A 20017-nucleotide genomic window follows, 5' to 3' on the forward strand; every position below is an offset into this window, starting at 1 on the left:
TTGCGACGGGTCGGGTCGCGGCGTCCGGTGGTACGAGTGCCACCGGACGCCGCGAGGCAGCGCCGACACCGGCCCGCTCGGTATCGTGTGCGTCGATGGCTCCGGGAGCACGCCGAGGATGGGATCGCCTGTCGTGACTGAGTTCTGGCCGCCGCCCGCGAAGCGACCCACGGTGACGTACGCCAACTGCACGGTCTCCGCACCGACGGGCTTTCGACCGCTGCACCTCGACCTGCATCTCCCACCCGGAGCGGGTCCCTTCCCGGTGGTGTTGTGGGTGCACGGCGGCGGCTGGCAGGAGGGCAGCCGCGTGGGGTTGCCCGATTCCGTCGCGCCGTTCGGCTTCCACGAACGGCTGCTCGCTCGTGGCTACGCGGTCGCCGACGTGGACTACCGGCTCTCCCTCGAGGCGCAGTACCCGGCCCAGCTGGTCGATGTGCAGTCGGCGATCCGGTGGTTGCGCCACCACCGGCGCCAGTTGCGGCTGGACCCGGGCAGGTTCGCCGTGCTGGGTGAGTCGGCCGGAGGTCACCTGGCCGCGATGGCCGGACTGGTCGGCGAGGGTGACACGGCGATCCAGGCGGTGGTGAACTGGTACGGCGTGATCGACCTGGTCACCCCTCCCGGTGACCCGTATCCGTTCACCCCGCCGGCGCTGCTGCTCGGTGGGCCACCCGCCGAGCGGCGTGACCTCGCCGCCTGGGCGAGTCCGCTGCACCGCGTGCACGCGGGGGCGCCGCCGTTTCTCAACATGCACGGCACGAACGATCAGCTGGTCCCGTTCGAGCAGAGCGAACGGCTGGCCGAGGCGTTACGCGCCCAGGGCGTGCGCTGCGATCTGCACCCGGTGCCCGGCGCCGAACACTGCTTCGTCGGCTGCTCGGACATCGGTGGCCTCATCGAGGCGAGCGCCGATTTCCTGGACGACGTGTTCAAGGGGCACTGAACGAAGTCAGGCGTCGACGTGCCGCACCGGCTCGGCGAGCCGGGTCAGCGCGGCGTCGATCATCCGGGTGAGCCGGCGTGGGTCCCGCTCGGCCTTGACGACGACCTGTAGGCCCTGGAGCAGGGTCATCAGCATGGTCGCCTCGGTGGCGACGTCCGTGTCGGCGGGGATCTCACCGTGCCGCGCGGCGGCTTCCAGGCCCTGCCGGAACCCGTCCTCCACCAGCGCCAGGATCTCCTGGACGATCCGCCCGGCGGCTTCGTCCCGGGGCAGCCGTTCGCCGACCGTGTTGACCGCGATGCACCCGCGCGGCACGGACTCGTCGGCGGCGGCGTCGAGGTAGTCGATCAGGACCTTGCGGATGCGGGGCAGGACCGGGCCGCCCGCGAGCAGCGTCGGCGCCAGCTGGCGGGTGTGGGTGTCCCGGTAGTGCTCGAGTGCCCGCAGGAAGAGGGTGTGCTTGTCGGTGAAGGTGCGGTAGAGGCTGCCGGGATGCAACCCGAGGTGTCCGGTGAGGGCGCTCATCGAGGTCGCTTCGTACCCGTTTGTCCAGAAGTACTGCATCGCGCGTTCGAGGACGTCGGCCTCGACGAAGCCCCGTGGTCTGGACATGAGCGCCAGGATAGCTCTTATTTGAACGCGCGTACACATTGCGCTACGGTGGGCGACGCATTGAGAACGCGCATTCACATTCTGGGGGAAGCAGATGCTCGTCGGGTTCGAAGAGGGCTACGCCGAGGTCAACGGCGTCAGGCTGCACTACGTCTCGGGCGGAACCGGCGAGCCCCTGCTCCTGCTGCCCGGCTGGCCGCTGACCTGGTGGGAGTTCCACAAGGTCATGCCGCTGCTGGCCGAGCGGTACCGGGTGATCGCCGTCGACCTGCGCGGCATGGGCGACTCCGGCAAGCCGGAGACCGGGTACGACAAAAAGACCATGGCGCGCGACGTGGCGGAGCTGGTCCGCAAGCTCGGCTACGAAAGCGTCAACATCGCCGGTACGGACATCGGCGCGATGGTCGCCTTCAGCTTCGCCGCCAACCACCCCGACCTCACGCGGAAGCTCGCGATGATCGAGGTGCCGCACCCGGACACGTTCTTCTACCAGTTCACCGTGCTGCCCCAGGCCGGGCAGCCCCACCTGTGGTGGTTCGCCTTCAACCAGGTCAAGGAGCTGCCGGAGCGTCTGCTCGCCGGCCGGGCCCGGCTGCTCATCGACTGGTGCGTCGACCAGATGGCCCGAGACCGGGACGCCATCGACGAGCACAGCCGGACGGTCTACGCCACGGCGTACGACCAGCCCGGCGCGATCCGCGCCGCCAACGGCTGGTACCAGGCGTTTCCGCAGGACATCGAGGACATGCAGACGTACGGCGCCCTCTCCGTGCCGGTCCTCGCCCTCGGCAGCCTCTACTACCAGGCCATGCCGTTGGCGCTGGCGGGCAAGGCGACGGACATCCGGTTCCTGGAGATTCCCGACGCCGGTCACTATCTCGCCGAGGAGCGCCCCGACGACCTCGTCCGGGCGCTCACCGAGTTCCTCGGCTAGGCGGATCCGCGGTTGGTTGCCGGGCAACAGGGTGTCCGGCAACCAACCGGTCGGACCTATCGCTGCACGAGCCGGAACGACTGGGCGGCGGTGCCGTTGCAGGCGTACTGGACCAGTTGGACGCTGTCGGCGGTGGACCCGCCGGGCACGTCGAGGCACTTGCCGCTGTGCCGGTTGACGAGCCGGTAGTAGCCGTCGGCCTCCGGCACCGCCTGCCACTGCTGGTTGTTGCCGCCGCTGTAGGTCCAGAGCTGGATCGGGGCGTTGTCGGCGGTGGACACGTTCGTCACGTCGAGCACGCGACTGCTGTTGTTGCGGTTGTTCACCCGCAGGTAGCCGCCGCTGGTGGGCTGGAACTGGTACTGCTGGGCGAAGGACGCGTTGCAGGTGTACTGCTGGATCGCCGTGCCGTTGGCGGTGCCCGCCGCGCGGGCGTCGACGCACTTGCCGCTGACCTTGCTGGTCAGGCTGTACCAGGCGGTCGGGGAGATCGGGTCGGTGGGCGGGGGAGTGCTGCCACCGCCGCCGAGCCAGCGCAGACCGTCGATGAGGAACCGGTTCTGCACCTCGCTGGCGAAGGTGGACGACAGCGGCACGTCCCGGGCGTAGTCCATCGCGTTGTGGCCGAAGTTCGTGTACAGCATCTTGTAGTTGGTGTTCGTCCAGATGATCGGGTAGTAGCCGCCGTACCAGGTCTGGTTCGGGTCGGTGCCGAGCGGGAAGCTGCTGGGGTCGACCGAGGCCAGGACGTCGATGGCCGGGTTGGTGCGCAGGTCGCGGCTCCAGCTGTACCACTCGCTCACCGACGAGGTGAAGGTGGCGGGCAGCCGGGAGGTGGACGGGTGGCTGCCGTTCTCGACCCGCAGCACGGCGGTCGTCGGCCCCCAGGTGTTGGTCTGGAACGCGCCGCTGCCGAGGAACTGGTTGTGGTACCAGTCCCAGCCGCCCGGGTTGTCGGTGTACGCGGAGACGTGGAAGCCGAGCCACGCCCCGCCGCCGCGCATGTACTGCTCGAACGCCGGGCGTTGGGCGGCCGGCGGCAGGTCGTCGAGGAAGATCACCACCTGGTACTGGGCCAGGTTGGCGGTGTTCAGCCGGCTCCAGTCGTTGGTGGCGGTGTACGAGAAGTTGTTCTGCGCGGCGATCTGCGGGAACCACTGGTTGGCTTCCCGGACGAAGCTGATGTGGGCCGGGTCCCAGGTGCCGTTGTAGAAGGCGATGACGTTGAAGTCCGGGGCCGCGGCTCGGGCCGCGCCGTGGGCGGGCGGGGCGAAGACGGTCACCAGCGCCAGGCAGAGCGCGAGGAGCTGGGCCGACCTTCGAATCACGGTGCGGCGGGTACGGGCGATCATGGCGCGTCCTCTCGGTTGTCGTCGCGCTGGCCGGGGCGCCGGGACGCGGCGCATCGATCGATGACAGGCTATGTCCGAATAATTCTCAGGTCAATCTCGGACGTGAACGAATCGGGCAGCTTGCGACCTGCCGACCGGGGCGTACCGGTGGCGGGCGAGCGCCCTGCCGCAACGCTGCTGTCGGAAACGCGACCCGCACGCCGGATCCGCCCGACGGTGTCGACATCATCGTGGGCACGTGCCGCCCCCGCTGCGAGGAGATCGATGCCCGCGACCGTGTTGGGAGTCGTGATCTTCGTCGCCCTGCTGCTGCCCGGATACCTCTACGAACGGCGCCGCGAGCGGGACATCCCGCAACGGACGAGGTCACCGCTTCGCGAGACCATGTCCGTCCTCTTCGTCGGCGTGGCCGCCGACGGCTTCGCCGGTCTGATCCTGGCCTCGGTCTGGTCGACCCTGCCCGTGCGGGCGCCGGACCTCGCGGCGTTGCTGCGTACGCCGAGGGAGTACGTGATCGCGAAGCCGTGGCTCGTCACCGAGTGGGCTGTGGGAGGAATGGCGCTGGCCTGCCTCTGGGCCTACTTCGTGGCGGCGCGTCCATGGCACCGCTGGCTGCGCCCGAACACCCGCCTCGGCAACCTGCGGCGGAACGCCGATCCACAGCAGTCCTCCTGGTGGTTGCTGCTGCGGGAGCACTCGGATCTTCCGAAGTACGTGGGCTGCTACCTCGACGACGGCTCGTACGTCGCCGGGCGGCTGCACAGCTTCAGCCGCGTCTCCGACGAGATCGCCGACCGGGATCTGTCGCTGCGGCACGATCCGGACCACCCCCTGGTCTACCGCCCGAAGGGCGCCCAGCAGACGTATCCGTTGACGAACATCGGCGCGGTCGCGATCAGCGCTCGACGGATCGTCCTGCTGACGGTCACGTACCGGACGGCACCGGAGCCGGCGACCCCCGAGAGCGTGAACCTGCCCGCCCAACCGACCCCCACCCGAGAGGAGTAGTCGTGGAACCCGACGCTCGTGGAACTCCCGGCTTCAACGACGACCCGGACGCGGGCTTCGCCGACTTCTCCGACTTCGATTTCGACGACTTCCGCGGCGGACAACAGCTCGTCGACCCCGAGGTGCCCCCACCGACCGCCACCGAGCTGCCCGAACCGGTTCCGCCGCCGGTGGACGAGTAGGCGGGATGCGCTCGGCCGGTCTGCTGATCCGGTGGACGCCGATGCTCCTCCTGGCCTGGGCGACCTGGCGGGCCGCCGGTTGGCTGCCCGCGATCCCGGTGGTCGCCAGCGTCGTGATCGGTCAGCGGCGGCCCACGAAGGCGTCGGCGCAACGCTTCGAACTCTTCCTCGCCGCGGGGCTGCTGGGCGTGGCTCACCTGCTCGACGCTCCCTGGTGGGCGCTCGTCGCCGCCTTCGGGTACACCGTCGTGCTGATCGGGGCCGCCGGCGTCGGGAGCGACCGGCTGCTCGTCTCGGCGCTGGTGGCGTTCGACAACCTGCGGTACGCGGAGGCGATCGACGCGGGGGCGCACGCCGCGCAGGACGGTGAGCGACGCCGTCGGTACGTGGACGCGGCGATGGGCTGGATGGTCTGCGCCCGCGCCCAGGTGCTGCTCGGCAGACCGCAGGACGCGACGGAATCCGTGACGCGAGGCCTGGAGCTGCTGCGCAGGACCCGGGCACCCGAGGCGGACGTGGTCGGCGTCCAGCTGCACTTCATCGAGGGAGAGCTCTGCGCGACCCGTAGCGATCTGACCGGCAGCACTCGGGCGTACCGCACGGCCATCGAGGCGGCGACCCGGTTGCGCCAGCGGGTCGGCGGCTTCGGCATGAACCTGACGAAGGAAACTGATCACTACCGCGACCAGGCCGTGCTCGGGTTGGCGTGGCTGGACATGCTGCGGGGACACCTCGCCGAGGCCGCCGCCGGCTGTGACTCCGTCCTCGAGGCCGCCGGGCAGCGGCAGGACCTGTCGGTCTTCATCGCGGCCGCCGCCACCCGAGCCGGTCTGCACCACACCGTCGGCGAGCGGGACGACGCCCGGCACTGCGTCGACGCGGTGATGACGCTCGCCGGGGACGAGCGGTACCGCGAGGTCATCCTCACCACCACGCATGTGGCGTACCTCGTCAAGGTTCTGGCCCTGACCGTCTTCGAGGTGGCCAAGATCCGCGCGGCGGACGGGGACCTCGACCTCCTGGTGGAGGAGCTGACGACGCTCCGGGAGATGGGGGAGGCGGCACACGCGCTGAGCGTCGTGCAGGCGGTCTCCACGTTGCTCGCCGATGTCGCGCTCACCCGCGGACGTCAGCGAAGCGTTTCGGCAGCTCTCGATCGCCGGTGGCCAACCGTTCACCGACCCGCTGGCGGACCTCCAGATGCGGCAGGTGGAGGCGGCGGCTCTCTGCGCGGACGGTCAGCTCGACCGGGCCGGTGCCGCCGCCGACGCGATGGTCGCTCTGCTGGCGAACATCGGGACGCCCGAGGTCGCCGCCGACGTGTACGGGCTCGCCGCCGATGTCGCGGCCCGAAGCGGCCACGTGACGGTCGCGGTGGCCCGGGTCCGGGCCGCGGTGCGGGACCTGCACCTGCTCAGTGGTCACGTCGGCCGGCTGGCTCAGCGACGAGGACTGCTCGCCACCAAGCGGAGCAGCTTCGCCGGCCTCATGGAGACGCTCACGGCCAGCGCGGCAGCAAGTCAGGCGGGGCTCGCGGGGATCGAGGTCGCCGAGGCCCAGCGCGAGGACACGTTGGTGGGCGTGCTCTCCGCGACGAAGACCGCGATGCCGCCGCAGCTGCGGGAGGTGGCCGACCGGGCCGACGAGGTGCGGCACACCCTGGCCCACATCGCAGACCCCGCGCACGCCGGACAGCTCGGCGAGATCGACGTCCTGACCGGCAGGCTCAAGGACGAACAGGCGACGCTGACGAGCCGGCTCACCGACCTCATCGGCGGCACCTTCGCCGAGCTGTACGTGCCGACCCCCATCGCCGGCACCGATCTCCTCGACCGCTGCGGGCAGGACGGCCTGCTGTCCCTCACGGTCACCGACAGCGGCACCGCCGACTACGCCGGACACCTGGTCTTCCGGGTGCCGGGTGAGGCTCCGAAGATCCAGGAGTTCCAGCTGGTCGGCGCCGCGGCGACCGTGCTCGACCAGCTTCGCAGCGGGGCGGCCACCCGCAGCGCGGACGCCGCGAGAGCCTTCGGGGAACTCTGGGAGTCGACCCGACACGAGATCGCCAAGACCTTGCTGCCCGAGCAGCTCCGGGATTGGATCCGGTCCACACCGGTGGGTGCACCGGATCGGCACCGGTTGGTCATCTGCGCCGACGGACCGCTGCGCGCGATGCCCTTCCCCGCCCTCCCGCTCGCCGACGGCGTCGCCGTGATCTCCAACGCCACCGTCAACCGGCTTCCCCTGCTCCGCTTGATCGGAAACCCGCCGGCCGAGGCTCCTACGCGGCCCGCGCTGCTGGGTTACTTCCATCCGCGGCTGGCCGGGGCGCAGCGGGAACGGCAACTGCTGACGAGGATGCACGAGTCCGGCGAGGTCGACCTGACCGTCGCGGGCAGCCGGGACGAGCTGCTCGACGAGCTGGCCACCGGCCGCCATGATGTGTTGATCCTCGCCACCCACGGCCGAGGACACGGCCTGGAGTTCGAGTTCCAGCTCCACGGCGAGCGCGGTATCTCGTCCGCACGCCTGCTCACCGCCCGGGTACCGCGGACCGTCCTGGCTCCGGCCTGCTACTCCGGCGCCGACGCGGGCAGCGACGCCACCGGGATGATCGCGGCGTGTCTGGCGGCCGGCGCCACCACCGTCCTCTCCGGGCTGTGGCGTCTACCGGACGGGCCGACGGGGCGGCTGATGAGTCACATCTACCGGCGCCTGCCTAGCGGAGCCGCCCTACGGGACATCGCCGCCGCCGCACCGCTCGCCGTCGGCGTCGATCCGACCCGGGTCAACCCACTCGCCTGGGCGGGGCTCATGGTGACCGACACGACGACGGGTGTCGCCTCCGCCGGGGTTGCCCGCATCCCGTCGGGGGAGTAGGCAGAGGGTCCACGTGCGTCGATCCCCGGAGGCCACATGAGACCACGACTCCTCTTCACCGCGACCATCGCCCTGGCCACAATGGCTGCCGGAGCGGCCGTTCCCGCCCAGGCGGCGAAGCCGGCCGAGCCACCGAAGGAGCCGGTGGCCGTCGGCTACGGCGGCGCGGTCTCCACGGTCGACGAGACGGCGACCGCCGTCGGGCTGGACGTGCTGCGCCGCGGCGGCAACGCGGTCGACGCGGCGGTCGCGGCCGCGGCGACGCTCGGCGTGACCGAACCGTTCTCCGCGGGTGTCGGCGGCGGCGGCTTCTTCGTCTACTACGACGCCAAGAGCAGACGGGTGCACACCATCGACGGCCGCGAGGCGGCGCCGGCCTCGATGACCGCCACCAGCTTCACCAACCCGGCCACCGGGCAGCCGTACGCGTTCGACGAGGCCCGGATCAGCGGCCTCTCGGTCGGCGTGCCCGGCACGCTGCTCACCTGGCGGGATGCGCTGGCCCGCTGGGGCAGCCGGTCGCTGGCGCAGCTGCTCACTCCCGCCGCACGGGTGGCCGAGAAGGGCTTCACCGTCGACGAGACCTTCGCCAGCCAGATCGCGGCGAACCGCAACGCGTTCGGCCAGTTCAGCTCCACCAGCGCGCTCTACCTGCCCGGCGGCCAGCCGCCGGCGGTCGGCAGCACCTTCCGCAACCGGGACCTCGCCGACACGTACCGGCTGATCGCCGAGCGCGGCACCGACGTGTTCTACCGGGGCGAGGTCGGGCGCGACCTGGCCGCCACGGTGCAGCACCCGCCGCTCTCGGCGCGGCCGCTCGGGGCGTGGCCGTACCCGATCCGCCCGGCCGGGATGACCACCGCCGACCTCGCCGGCTACCGCACGCGCTTCCCCGCGCCGACCCGGTCGGAGTACCGCGGTCTCGAGGTGTACGGCATGTCCACCCCCTCCAGCGGCGGCGTCGCGGTGGGGGAGGCGCTCAACATCCTCGAGCGCTACGACCTGCGGTCGATGTCGGTGGCCCAGGCGATGCACCACTACCTGGAGGCCAGCGCGCTCGCCTTCGCCGACCGTAACCGTTACGTGGGCGACCACACCCCATCGGGCGTCCTGCGCGAGCTGCTCCGGGACGGGTACGCCAAGGAACGGGCCTGCCTGATCGACGCCGCGGCGGCGCTGCCCAAACCGGTCGCGCCCGGCGTTCCCGACGGCGCCTACGGCGGCTGCTCGGCCGCGCCGGCCGCCGACACCCGCGACGACCGCAAGAGCACCACGAACCTCACCGTGGCCGACCGGTGGGGCAACGTCGTCGAGTACACGCTGACGATCGAGGCGACCGGCGGCAACGGCATGGTCGTACCGGGCCGAGGCTTCCTGCTCAACAACGAGCTCACCGACTTCAACTTCGCGCCGACCCAGGGCAGCGCGCCGGACCCGAACCTGCCGGCGCCGGGCAAGCGGCCGCGCAGCTCGATGGCGCCCACCATCGTGCTGGCCGACGGGCGGCCGTTCCTCGCCGTCGGCACTCCCGGCGGCGCGACGATCATCACCACCGTCCTGCAGATGCTGGTCAACCGGATCGACCTCGGTATGAGCCTGCCGCAGGCGCTGGCCGCGCCGCGGGCGTCGCAGCGCAACGGCGCCAGCACCCAGGCCGAGCCGGCCTTCATCACCGCCTACGCCGACGATCTGCCGCCGGGGCATGTCCTCGCCTCCACCGCGGAGCTCGGCGCCGCGACCGGGATCGAGCTTCTGCGCAACGGTCGGATGGTCGCCGCGGCCGAGCCGGTCCGTCGTGGTGGCGGCGCCGCGGCGGTCGTCGGGAGGTGGCCGCAGCACTGACCCGGGGGGCCGCGGCGACGGTGTCTGCCGTCGCCGCGCCCTCGCGGCCCGCTGTCGTCCGGCTGCGGCGGGTCACGCGTGGTGCCTGCTCTTGGCAGCGACTGGCTTTCACATTAGGGTCAGTGCAATGGCACACCCTACTGCGAGCGCTGCCGACCCCGCAGCGGCGCATGTAGGGCCCGTGCCCCCAGGTCGGCGCGGTGCCGCACGAGGCGCAAGCCGCCTCGTCGAGGGCCGTCCACGGTCGACCGGCACCGCGGAAGAGAGAAGCCGATGACCGTCACCGCGACCTACACCCTCCCCGGCATGCGCGTCCGGGACCACGTCAGCGACGCTCCGCTGGACTGGTCCGATCCGGCGCGCGGCACCATCCAGATCTTCGCCCGGGAGATCGTCGACCCGGTACGTGACGGCGAGGACCTGCCGTGCCTGGTCTACCTGCAGGGCGGGCCCGGCGGAAAGGGCCCCCGCCCGCTCACCCGGTCCGGGTGGCTCGACCGGGCGCTGCGCGAGCACCGCGTCGTCCTCGTCGACCAGCGCGGCACCGGCCGCAGCACCCGCATCGACGGCCGCCGGATGAGCGCGTTCACCAGCGCCGAGCAGGCGGCCGCCTACCTCGCCTGCTTCCGGGCCGACTCGATCGTGGCCGACCACGAGCACCTGCGGAAGACCGTCTTCGGCGGCCGGCGCTGGTCCACCCTCGGGCAGTCGTACGGCGGCTTCCTCACCCTGACCTACCTGTCGAACGCCCCCGAAGGCCTGCACGCCTGCTACGTCACCGGTGGCCTGCCCGGTCTCGACCCGTCGGCGGCCGAGGTCTACCGGCGCACCTACCCCCGCGTCGAGGGCAAGAACCGGCAGTTCTTCCAGCGCTATCCGCACCAGGTCGCGCAGGTCGCCCGGATCGCCGACCGGCTGGCCGCAGGGGACGTCCGGCTGCCCGACGGCGACCTGCTCACCGTCCGCCGGTTCCAGACGCTCGGCCTGGACCTCGGCATGAAGCCCGGCAACGAGCGGCTGCACTGGCTGCTCGACGAGGCGTTCTCCGCTGACGAGCTGTCGACCACGTTCCTGCACGAGGTGCTGGCCCGCACGTCGTACAGCGACAACCCGCTCTTCGCGGCCCTGCACGAGAGCATCTACGCGCACGGGAACACCGCCACCGGCTGGGCGGCCCAGGCCGAACACGACAGGCATCCGCAGTTCGCCCAGGACGCCAGGCCCCTGCTCTTCACCGGCGAGATGATCTACCCCTGGATGTTCGAGGAGATCGCCGAGCTGCGCCCGTTCCGCGCCGCCGTCGAGCTGCTCGCCACCCGGTCACAGTGGCCGCCGCTCTACGACCCGGACCGGCTGGCCGCCAACGAGATCCCGGTCGCCGCCGCGGTCTACCACGACGACATGTACGTCGACGCCGGCCTGCAACTCGACACCGCGTCCCGCGTCGGCAACATCCGGACCTGGGTCACCAACGAGTACGAGCACGATGGCGTCCGCGAGGACGAGCGGGTCTTCGCCCGGCTGACCCAGCTGGTCCGCGAGAGCGGCGGAGGCATTCCCGACCAGCGCGACGCCGCGACCGCCCCCCACGACATCCGGCAGGAAGGAGCCTCCGATGCGCACCGGTAGACCGCCGAAGCTCGCCGAGATCCCGGCGTTCACGCAGTACCTGGCGACGGGATGGGACGTACCCGACCGGACCCCGCCGGTCGTCGCGGGCGCCGCCGAGGCCGCCGCCGCCCACCGGGCCCGGCTCGCCGAGGCGCTGCCCGGCCGGACCATCGTGCTGAGCGCGGGGGAGGCGCCCGTACGCAGCAACGACACGGCGTACGACTTCCGTCCGGACAGCGACTTCTACTGGACCACCGGCTGCGCGGTGGAGAACGCCACGGTGGTGCTCCGTGACGGCCACCCCACCCTCTACCTACCGCCGCCCGCCTACCCCGGCGACCCCCGCTTCTTCTCCGACGCCCGCTACGGGGAGCTGTGGGTGGGCGCGGCGCCCGGCCTCGACGACTGGGCGCGGGCGCTGGGCGTCGAGGTCCGGCCGCTCCAGGAGCTCACCGAGGACGTGACCCGCGACGACGAGGTCGCCCGCACCCTCGCCGAGCTGCGCATGTACAAGGACGAGTGGGAGATCGGCCAGCTCCGCGCGGCGGTGGACCGCACCGTCGAGGGCTTCGCCGCGGTCGTCCGCGAATTCCCCACCGCGATCGCGGGGCCGGGGGAGCGGTGGCTGCAGGGCACCTTCGACCGGTACGCCCGGGCGTACGGCAACGGACCCGGCTACGCCACCATCGTCGGCAGCGGGCCGCACGCGCCCACCCTGCACTGGGTACGCGCCGACGGCCCGGTACTGCCGGACGAGCTGCTCCTGCTCGACATGGGCGTCGAGGTGAACAGCTACTACACCGCCGACGTCACCCGCACCTTCCCCGCCTCCGGACGGTTCTCGTCCGCCCAGCGGCAGGTGCACGACCTCGTCGAACGTGCCCACCGGGCCGGGCTGGCCGCGGTGGGCACCGGTCGCCGCTTCACCGAGTTCCACCACGCGGCGATGGAGGTGATCGCCCACGGGCTGGCCGACTGGGGACTGCTGCCGGTCTCCGTCGACGAGGCGCTCTCCGACACCGGGCAGCACCACCGGCGCTACCTGGTCTGCGGCATCGGCCACCACCTCGGGCTGGACGTGCACGACTGCACCCGGGCCGCCAAGGAGGCGTACCAGGACGCGGCGATGGCGCCCGGCATGGTGCTCACCGTCGAACCCGGTCTCTACTTCCACGCGCACGACACGACGGTGCCGCCGGAGCTGCGCGGCATCGGCGTGCGGATCGAGGACGACATCCTGGTCACCCCGGACGGCTCCGAGGTGCTGTCCCGCGCGCTTCCGCTCGACGCCGACGGCCTGGAGAAGTGGATGACCGCCGCCCAGACCGCGTGACACCCCACCATCGACGCGTTCCCCCTACGACGCTGAGGAGAAACAGCATGACCACCCCCACCAAGCCGTGGCGCGGCGTACACGTCGCGACGGCGCTGCCCCTGCACGACGACCTCTCCGTCGACTACGACGCCTACGCCGAGCACGTCCGGTTCCTCGCCGCCGGCGGCTGCGACGGTGTGACCCCCAACGGCTCGCTCGGCGAGTACCAGACGCTGACCCCGCAGGAGCGGGAACGGGTCGTCGAGACGGCCGTCCAGGCCGCGCCGGCCGGATTCGGCGTCATGCCGGGCGTCGCCGCCTACGGCTCGATCGAGGCCCGGCGCTGGGCCGAGCAGGCCGCCACCGCCGGCGCCACCTCCGTGCTGCTGCTGCCCCCGAACGCGTACCGCGCCGACCATCGGGCGGTCGTCGAGCACTACCGGGAGGTCGCCCGCGCCGGCCTGCCGGTCGTCGCCTACAACAACCCGATCGACACCAAGGTGGACCTGACCCCCGCGCTGCTCGCCGAGCTGTTCCACGAGGGCCTGATCGTCGGCGTGAAGGAGTTCACCGGCGACGTCCGGCGGGCGTACGAGATCGCCGAGCTCGCCCCCGGCCTGGACCTCCTGGTCGGCGCCGACGACGTGCTGCTCGAGCTGGGGGTCGCCGGCGCGGTCGGCTGGATCGCCGGCTACCCGAACGCCATCCCGGAGAGCACCGTGGAGCTCTACCGGCTGGTCACCTCGGACGACCCCGCCGACATCGCCAAGGCGGTGCCGATCTACCGGGACCTGCACCCGCTGCTGCGCTGGGACTCGAAGACCGAGTTCGTCCAGTCGATCAAGCTGTCGATGGACCTGGCCGGCCGCAAGGGCGGCGCCTGCCGGCCGCCGCGGCTGGCGCTGCCGGCCGAGGTGGCCGCCCGGATCACCGCCGACACCGAGGCCGTTCTCGCCAAGGGCTACAAGTGAGGTCCCGGCGCACCTTCCACGCGGTCGACTCGCACACCGAGGGCATGCCCACCCGGGTCGTCGTCGGTGGCATGGGCACGATCCCGGGCGCGACGATGGCCGAGCGTCGGCTGTGGTTCATGGAGAACAGCGACGACATCCGCACCCTGCTGATGTACGAACCCCGTGGCCACGCCGCGATGAGCGGCGCGATCCTGCAACCGCCGACCCGACCCGACGCCGACTACGGTGTGCTCTTCATCGAGGTCTCCGGCCTGCTGCCGATGTGCGGGCACGGCACCATCGGCGTGGCGACGGTGCTGGTCGAGACCGGGATGGTGCCCGTCGTCGAGCCGGTCACCACGATCCGGCTCGACACCCCGGCCGGGCTGGTCGTCGCGTCCGTGGCGGTACGCAACGGTGCGGCGGAGTCGGTCACCATCCAGAACGTCCCGTCGTTCGCGTACGCGCTGGACCGCAAGGTCGAGGTCCCGGGCTTCGGCACCGTCGAGTACGACATGGCCTTCGGCGGGAACTTCTACGCGATCGTCGACCTGGCGGCGCTGGGCCTGCCCTTCGACCGTTCCCGCGGCGACGACCTGCTCGCCGCAGGCCTGGCGATCATGGAGGCGGTCAACGAGCACGACCGGCCGGTGCATCCCGAGCGCGACGACATCAACGGCTGCCACCACGTCTACCTCAAGGCCCCCGGCTCGACCGCGCAGCTGTCGCGGCACGCCATGGCCATCCACCCCGGCTGGTTCGACAGGTCGCCCTGCGGCACCGGCACCAGCGCCCGGATGGCGCAGCTGCACGCGCGGGGCGAGCTGGCCGTCGGCGACGACTTCGTCAACGAGTCGTTCATCGGCACCCGGTTCACCGGGCGGCTGCTCGGCGACACCACTGTCGGGTCGCTGCCCGCGGTGCTGCCGTCGATCACCGGCCGGGCCTGGATCACCGCGACGTCGCAGCTGCACCTCGACCCCACCGACCCGTTCCCGGCGGGGTTCCTGCTGTGAGCCCGACGCCCGTGCCGGACCTGCCGGACATCGGCCCCAGGGAGAATCTCCGCGACCGGATCGGGAAGGCGCTCCGGGCGGCGATCATCTCCGGCAAGCTGGAGCCCGGCGTCGTCTACTCGGCTCCGGCACTGGGCGCGCAGCTCGGCGTCTCACCCACCCCGGTACGTGAGGCCATGCTCGACCTGGTGAAGGCGGGCCTGGTCGTCACGCACGCGAACAAGGGGTTCCGGGTCACCGAGATGTCCGAGCAGGACCTCGACGACCTCGCCGCGGTCCGGCTGCTCATCGAGCCGCCGACCGTGCGCGACGTCGTACCGGTGATCCCGAAGGAGGACTTCGGTGACCTGCGCGCCCTCGCGCAGGCCATCGTCGACGCGGTGGAGTGCGGCGACCTGGTCGGCTACATCGAGGCCGACCACGTCTTCCACCTGACCCTGCTCGGCTACAGCGGGAACCGCTTCCTGGTCGACGTCGTCTCCGACCTGCGGTCCCGGACCCGGCTGCTCGGCCTGACCCCGCTGCTCGAGAGCGGACGGCTGGGCCGCTCCGCCGCGGAGCACCACGAGCTGCTGGACCTCGTCGAAGCCCGCGACCCGTCCGGCGCCGAACTGCTGATGCGCCGCCACATCGGCCACGTACGGGGCCTCTGGGCCGGCGGTGTCGAGGAGACGCCGTGAGCGTGGACCTCGTGGTCGTCGGGGCGGGCGTGGTCGGTGCGGCCAGCGCGTACTTCGCCACGCTGGCCGGGCTGCGGGTGGTCGTCGTCGAGCGCGGTGCGATCGCCGGCGGCACCTCCAGCGCCGGCGAGGGCAACGTGCTGGTCTCCGACAAGGAGGCCGGCCCCGAACTCGACCTGGCCCTCTACTCGCAGCGGATCTGGCGCGAGGACCTCGCCGAACACGGCGACCTCTGGGAGTTCGAGTCCAAGGGCGGGCTCGTCGTCGCGGCCTCGGAGCAGGGCGTCGCATCCCTGCGCGCCCTCGCCGTGCACCAGCGCCGCGCCGGGGTCGAGGTCCGCGACGTCACCCGGTCCGAGCTGCCCGACTACGAACCCCACCTCGCCCCGCAGCTCGCCGGGGGCGCCTTCTACCCGCAGGACGCGCAGGTCCAGCCGATGCTGGTCGCCGCCCACCTGCTGCGGCTGGCGCGGGCCGGCGGCGCGCAGGTGCGTACCCGGACCGAGGTGACCGGGTTCCTGCGCGCCGGCGACCGGGTGACCGGGGTGCGGACCTCATCGGGCGACATCACCGCCGGCGCGGTGCTCAACGCCGCCGGCACCTGGGCCGGCGGCATCGCCGACCTCGCCGGGGTGCACGTGCCCGTACTGCCCCGGCGCGGGTTCATCCTGGTCACCCAGCCGCTGCCGGCCCGGACGATCCGGCACAAGGTCTACGCCGCCGAGTACGTCGGTGACGTGGCCAGCTCCGACGCGGCGCTGCAGACCTCTCCCGTGGTCGAGGGCACCGCCGGCGGCACCGTCCTCATCGGCGCGTCCCGGGAACGCGTCGGATTCGACCGGAGCATCTCCGTCACCGCCATCGGCACGCTCGCCGCGAAGGCGATAGCGCTCTTCCCGATGCTCCGGGAGGTCCGGGCCATCCGCACCTACCTCGGCTTCCGCCCGTACTGCCCGGATCATCTTCCGGTCATCGGTCCGGACCCCCGCGCGCCCGGCCTCTGGCACGCCTGCGGTCACGAGGGCGCCGGCATCGGCCTCTCCGCCGGAACCGGGAAGCTGATCAGCCAGGCCCTCGTGGGGCAGCGGACGGACCTGGACCTCACGCCGTTCGCCCCGGACCGCTTTCCGCCGGCCGAGGAGGCACCCCGATGACCCACCAGCTGAGCTTCCGCGGCGTCACCGTCGCGGCCGAGCCCGGCCAGAGCGTCGCCGCCGCCCTGATCGCCGCCGGCATCACGGACTGGCGCACCACCGGCAAGGGCGGCCGGCCGCGCGGATTGTTCTGCGGCATCGGTGTCTGCTTCGACTGCCTGATCACCGTCGACGGGATTCCCGACCAGCGCGCCTGCCTCGTCGCCGCCGCCGACGGCATGCGACTCGGCGACGCCGAACCGGGCGCGGACGTCGAGCCGGGCGCGGACTTCGAGGAGGCCGGTCGGACGGGAGGCGAGGATGTCGCACGTGCATGACGTGGCAGTGGTGGGCGCCGGCCCGGCCGGACTCGCCGCGGCGGTCGAAGCCGCCGAAGCGGGACTCGGCGTCCTGCTGATCGACACCGCCGGGCAGCCCGGCGGGCAGTACTGGCGGCACTACGACCGGACCCACGCCCGCCCCGAGGACCGGATCGGCCACCACGACTGGCCGGTCTTCACCCGGCTGCGCACCCGTCTGGACGAGCTGGCGGCGGAAGGCCGGATCCGGTACCTCCCCGGACACCAGGTGTGGCTCATCACCCGCGACGCCGAGGGCGCGTTCACTCTCCGGGTCACGGCCGCCACGTCCACGTCGGCCACCGCGGGTCGACGCTCCGGCGACGCGGACCCGACGACGCTCGCCGCGCACGCGCTGATCCTCTGCCCCGGCGGGTACGACCGGCAACTGCCCGTACCCGGTTGGGACCTGCCCGGCGTACTCACGGCGGGAGGTGCGCAGGCTCTGCTCAAGGGACACCGCACCCCGGCCGGACAGCGGGCGGTCGTCGCCGGCACCGGCCCGTTCCTGCTGCCCGTGGCGACCGGCCTGGCGCGGGCGGGGGTGCGCGTCGCGGCCGTCATCGAGGCCAACGCGACAGTGGGCTGGCTGCGCTCCCCGGCCGGCGCCGTCTCCGCGCCGGGCAAGGGCGTGGAGGCCCTGCGCTACGCCGCGTCGATGCTCCGGCACCGCATCCCGTACCGGACGAGGACCGTGATCCGTGAGGTGCTCGGGGACGGCCGGGTCGAGGCGGTCCGGGTCGCCCGGGTGGACGGCGACGGCCGCCCGACCGGACCGGACGAGGAGATCGCCGTCGACCTCGTGGCGCTCGGCTGGGGCTTCACGCCCTCGCTCGAACTGCCGCTCATGCTCGGCGCCGAGACGGCGCAGGACACCGACGGCTCCCTCGTGGTGGCCGTCGACGACTCCCAGCGCAGCAGCGTCGAGGGGCTCTACGTCGCCGGTGAGGCCACCGGGGTGGGCGGCGCGACGCTGGCCGTGCAGGAGGGGCGGCTCAGCGCGCTCGCCGTCGCCGCGGACCGGGGCCATCCGGCCGACCCGGCCCGGGCGAGACGGCTGCGCGCCGCCGTGCGGCGGGCACGCCGCTTCGCCGCCGCCATGCACCGGACCTACCCGCTGCCCCGCGCCTGGCCGGACTGGCTCACGGAGACGACCCTCGTCTGCCGCTGCGAGGAGGTCCCCTACGCTGACCTGCGCCGGGCCCACCACGATCTCGGCGCGGAGGACGCGCGCACGCTGAAGATGCTGGCGCGACCGGGAATGGGCTGGTGCCAGGGGCGGGTCTGCGGCCTCGCCACCGCCGGTATCGCCGCCTGGCTGGGCGGACGCGAGACCGGTCTGGACGACCTGCGTCCACTCGCCACCCGCAGCCTCGCCGTGCCGGTGCCCCTGGGCGAGCTCGCCGCACTGGCCGAGGAGACGACGCCCGCAGAGGCGCTGGATGAAGGAGGACGAAACGGTGACTGACGTGCTGAGCCGCGACCCGCGTACCGGCCGGTCGCGGGAACGCGTAGCGACCGAGTCGACGCCCCAGGAGGTGGACCGGGCGGTACGCGCCGCCGCGGCCGCCGGAGCCGCGCTGCGGGACCCGGTTCGGCGCGCGGACCTGCTCCGTACGGCCGCCGCGCTGCTCGAGAAGGGCGGCGAGGAGATCGTCGCGACCGCCGACGCGGAGTCGGCCCTCGGCCGGGTGCGGCTCACCGGTGAACTCGCCCGCACCTGCTACCAGCTCCGCGCGTTCGCGGACGTGGTGGAGACCGGCGCGTACCTGGACGTGATCATCGACCACGCCGACCCGTCGGCGGCGCCCGCGCCCCGTCCCGACCTGCGGCGTTACAAGGTGCCGCTCGGGGTGGTCGCGGTCTTCGCGGCGAGCAACTTCCCGCTGGCCTTCAGCGTGCCCGGCGGCGACACCGCGAGCGCCCTGGCCGCGGGCTGCCCGGTGGTGGTGAAGGCCCACCCGGACCATCCCGCCACCTCCGTCCTCTGTGGCCGGATCCTGCGGGCGGCGGCGGCCGAGGTCGGGCTGCCCGAGGACGTAGTCGCCGTGGTGCACGGCTTCGACGCCGGCCCGGAGCTCGTCCGCCATACGCTGACGGCGGCGGTGGGGTTCACCGGCTCGGTGCGGGGCGGCCGCGCGCTCTTCGACATCGCCTCCTCCCGGCCTCGGCCGATCCCGTTCCACGGTGAGCTGGGCAGCCTCAACCCGGTGGTGGTCACCGAGCGGGCGGCCGAGACCCGGGCGGAGGAGGTCGGAGCGGGGCTCGCGGCCTCGTACACCCTGGGCATGGGCCAGTTCTGCGTGAAGCCGGGTCTCGTGCTGCTCCCCGAGGGGGCGGCGGGCGACGCCGTCGCCGAGGCGGTGGTGTCGGCGGCGGTCCCGTCCGGCCCGCTGCTCGACCCGCGCATGCGGGAGGCGTTCCTCGCCGGGGTTCGTGCCCGCGCGGGGCTGCCGGGGGTGTCGGAGCCGCTCGCGGCGGGCGAGGCCGGCGACGACGACACTCCGCTGGCCGTACGCCCGGGGGTGCTCTCCGTCGGGGCGTCGCGGCTGGCCGACGGTGGGCCGTACGAGCAGCTGCTGGAGGAGTGCTTCGGGCCGGTCACCGTGCTGGTCCGCTACGGCTCGACGGCCGAGCGGGACGCGCTGCTCAACGCCTTGCCGGGCAACCTGACGGCGACCGTTCAGCTGGGCGTCGACGAGCGGGACGGCGCGGCGGCGGAGCTGGTCGCCGGGTTGGGTGAGATCGCGGGGCGGGTCGTGGTGGACGGCTGGCCGACCGGGGTGACCGTCGCTCCCGCGATGCAGCACGGTGGGCCGTACCCGGCCGCCACGACCGGTTCGACCTCGGTGGGGAGCACCGCGATCGAGCGGTGGCTGCGCCCGGTCTGCTTCCAGAACGTGCCGGAGTCGTTGCTCCCGCCGGAGCTGCGGGAGGCGAACCCGCTGCGCCTGCCCCGCCTGGTCGACGGCGTTCCGACGACCTGATCGCCCTCCTCGTCCGCGGTCGGTGTCGGGGCGCCGACCGCGGACGGTGGGTGACGTCGTCGTGACCACAGCGCTGCATTCGGCAACGCTGACGCTCGATAGTCGACACCGTTACGAGACCGTGACGGGTGTATTTCGAGAACAAGTGTTGACGCCCTCTTTGTGAGCGCTAACACTACGGCAGTGTCACCCGCGTTTCCGGCGAGT

At 72.5% G+C, this 20017-nt stretch carries 18 protein-coding genes; 15 read left to right on the forward strand and 3 right to left on the reverse strand.

Annotated elements, in window-relative coordinates; all coding sequences use genetic code 11:
* Window positions 1-133: 133 nt before the first annotated feature.
* The gene (locus D7147_RS09885; protein ID WP_120675963.1) at window positions 134-946 is read left to right on the forward strand and encodes an alpha/beta hydrolase; all 813 of its coding nucleotides are present in this window, start codon (window positions 134-136) and stop codon (window positions 944-946) included.
* Window positions 947-952: 6 nt separating this feature from the next.
* Here the strand turns inward: D7147_RS09885 and D7147_RS09890 are convergent, their stop codons facing one another.
* The gene (locus D7147_RS09890; protein ID WP_158609331.1) at window positions 953-1558 is read right to left on the reverse strand and encodes a TetR/AcrR family transcriptional regulator; all 606 of its coding nucleotides are present in this window, start codon (window positions 1556-1558) and stop codon (window positions 953-955) included.
* Window positions 1559-1652: 94 nt separating this feature from the next.
* Here D7147_RS09890 and D7147_RS09895 point away from each other — a divergent pair, with 94 nt between their 5' ends.
* Window positions 1653-2492: an alpha/beta fold hydrolase gene (locus tag D7147_RS09895; RefSeq protein WP_120675967.1), complete on the forward strand. Its 840-nt coding sequence runs from the start codon at window positions 1653-1655 to the stop codon at window positions 2490-2492.
* 56 nt (window positions 2493-2548) lie between these two features.
* Here D7147_RS09895 and D7147_RS09900 read toward each other — a convergent pair whose 3' ends face one another.
* A complete protein-coding gene (locus D7147_RS09900) occupies window positions 2549-3844 on the reverse strand; it encodes a ThuA domain-containing protein (RefSeq protein ID WP_120675969.1) in 1296 nt (431 codons plus the stop codon).
* A 264-nt stretch (window positions 3845-4108) separates the two neighbouring features.
* On the opposite strand from D7147_RS09900, the gene D7147_RS09905 reads away from it, so the two are divergent.
* Window positions 4109-4852 carry a DUF6338 family protein gene (locus D7147_RS09905; RefSeq protein WP_147437383.1) on the forward strand — a complete coding sequence of 248 codons (744 nt, stop codon included), beginning with the start codon at window positions 4109-4111 and terminating at the stop codon, window positions 4850-4852.
* Between the two features lie 2 nt (window positions 4853-4854).
* Window positions 4855-5034: a hypothetical protein gene (locus tag D7147_RS09910; protein WP_120675972.1), complete on the forward strand. Its 180-nt coding sequence runs from the start codon at window positions 4855-4857 to the stop codon at window positions 5032-5034.
* A gap of 193 nt (window positions 5035-5227) precedes the next feature.
* Here the strand turns inward: D7147_RS09910 and D7147_RS09915 are convergent, their stop codons facing one another.
* Window positions 5228-5686 (reverse strand): hypothetical protein, encoded by a 459-nt coding sequence (locus D7147_RS09915; RefSeq protein ID WP_120675974.1) that lies wholly within the window; start codon window positions 5684-5686, stop codon window positions 5228-5230.
* Between the two features lie 455 nt (window positions 5687-6141).
* On the opposite strand from D7147_RS09915, the gene D7147_RS09925 reads away from it, so the two are divergent.
* The 11 genes from D7147_RS09925 (at window position 6142) to D7147_RS09975 (ending at window position 19810) form a co-directional block, all read left to right on the forward strand.
* On the forward strand, window positions 6142-7914 hold the full coding sequence (locus D7147_RS09925; RefSeq protein ID WP_120675978.1) for a CHAT domain-containing protein: 1773 nt from the start codon (window positions 6142-6144) through the stop codon (window positions 7912-7914).
* Between the two features lie 36 nt (window positions 7915-7950).
* Complete coding sequence (ggt, locus tag D7147_RS09930; protein ID WP_120675981.1) at window positions 7951-9756, forward strand: gamma-glutamyltransferase; 1806 nt, start codon at window positions 7951-7953, stop codon at window positions 9754-9756.
* Window positions 9757-10029: 273 nt separating this feature from the next.
* Window positions 10030-11385 carry an alpha/beta fold hydrolase gene (locus D7147_RS09935; protein WP_120675983.1) on the forward strand — a complete coding sequence of 452 codons (1356 nt, stop codon included), beginning with the start codon at window positions 10030-10032 and terminating at the stop codon, window positions 11383-11385.
* The gene (locus D7147_RS09940; RefSeq protein WP_120675985.1) at window positions 11372-12700 is read left to right on the forward strand and encodes an aminopeptidase P family protein; all 1329 of its coding nucleotides are present in this window, start codon (window positions 11372-11374) and stop codon (window positions 12698-12700) included. The genes D7147_RS09935 and D7147_RS09940 overlap by 14 nt, the downstream gene beginning before the upstream one ends.
* A gap of 47 nt (window positions 12701-12747) precedes the next feature.
* Window positions 12748-13653 carry a dihydrodipicolinate synthase family protein gene (locus tag D7147_RS09945; protein WP_120675987.1) on the forward strand — a complete coding sequence of 302 codons (906 nt, stop codon included), beginning with the start codon at window positions 12748-12750 and terminating at the stop codon, window positions 13651-13653.
* On the forward strand, window positions 13650-14651 hold the full coding sequence (locus D7147_RS09950) for a proline racemase family protein (protein ID WP_120675989.1): 1002 nt from the start codon (window positions 13650-13652) through the stop codon (window positions 14649-14651). The genes D7147_RS09945 and D7147_RS09950 overlap by 4 nt, the downstream gene beginning before the upstream one ends.
* Entirely contained in the window at window positions 14648-15331 is a 684-nt protein-coding gene (locus D7147_RS09955) for a GntR family transcriptional regulator (protein ID WP_120675991.1), read from the forward strand. Before D7147_RS09950 ends, D7147_RS09955 begins: the two co-directional genes overlap by 4 nt.
* Entirely contained in the window at window positions 15328-16485 is a 1158-nt protein-coding gene (locus D7147_RS09960) for an NAD(P)/FAD-dependent oxidoreductase (RefSeq protein WP_120675993.1), read from the forward strand. Before D7147_RS09955 ends, D7147_RS09960 begins: the two co-directional genes overlap by 4 nt.
* Window positions 16482-16802, forward strand: a complete 321-nt coding sequence (locus tag D7147_RS09965) for a (2Fe-2S)-binding protein (protein ID WP_199734141.1) — start codon at window positions 16482-16484, stop codon at window positions 16800-16802. Before D7147_RS09960 ends, D7147_RS09965 begins: the two co-directional genes overlap by 4 nt.
* Window positions 16786-18291 carry an FAD/NAD(P)-dependent oxidoreductase gene (locus tag D7147_RS33370; RefSeq protein WP_120675995.1) on the forward strand — a complete coding sequence of 502 codons (1506 nt, stop codon included), beginning with the start codon at window positions 16786-16788 and terminating at the stop codon, window positions 18289-18291. The genes D7147_RS09965 and D7147_RS33370 overlap by 17 nt, the downstream gene beginning before the upstream one ends.
* The gene (locus D7147_RS09975; RefSeq protein WP_233563059.1) at window positions 18284-19810 is read left to right on the forward strand and encodes an aldehyde dehydrogenase (NADP(+)); all 1527 of its coding nucleotides are present in this window, start codon (window positions 18284-18286) and stop codon (window positions 19808-19810) included. Before D7147_RS33370 ends, D7147_RS09975 begins: the two co-directional genes overlap by 8 nt.
* The last annotated feature ends 207 nt before the right edge of the window (window positions 19811-20017 follow it).

It is taken from the genome of Micromonospora musae (assembly GCF_003626545.1).
GTDB classification, from domain to species: domain Bacteria; phylum Actinomycetota; class Actinomycetes; order Mycobacteriales; family Micromonosporaceae; genus Micromonospora; species Micromonospora musae.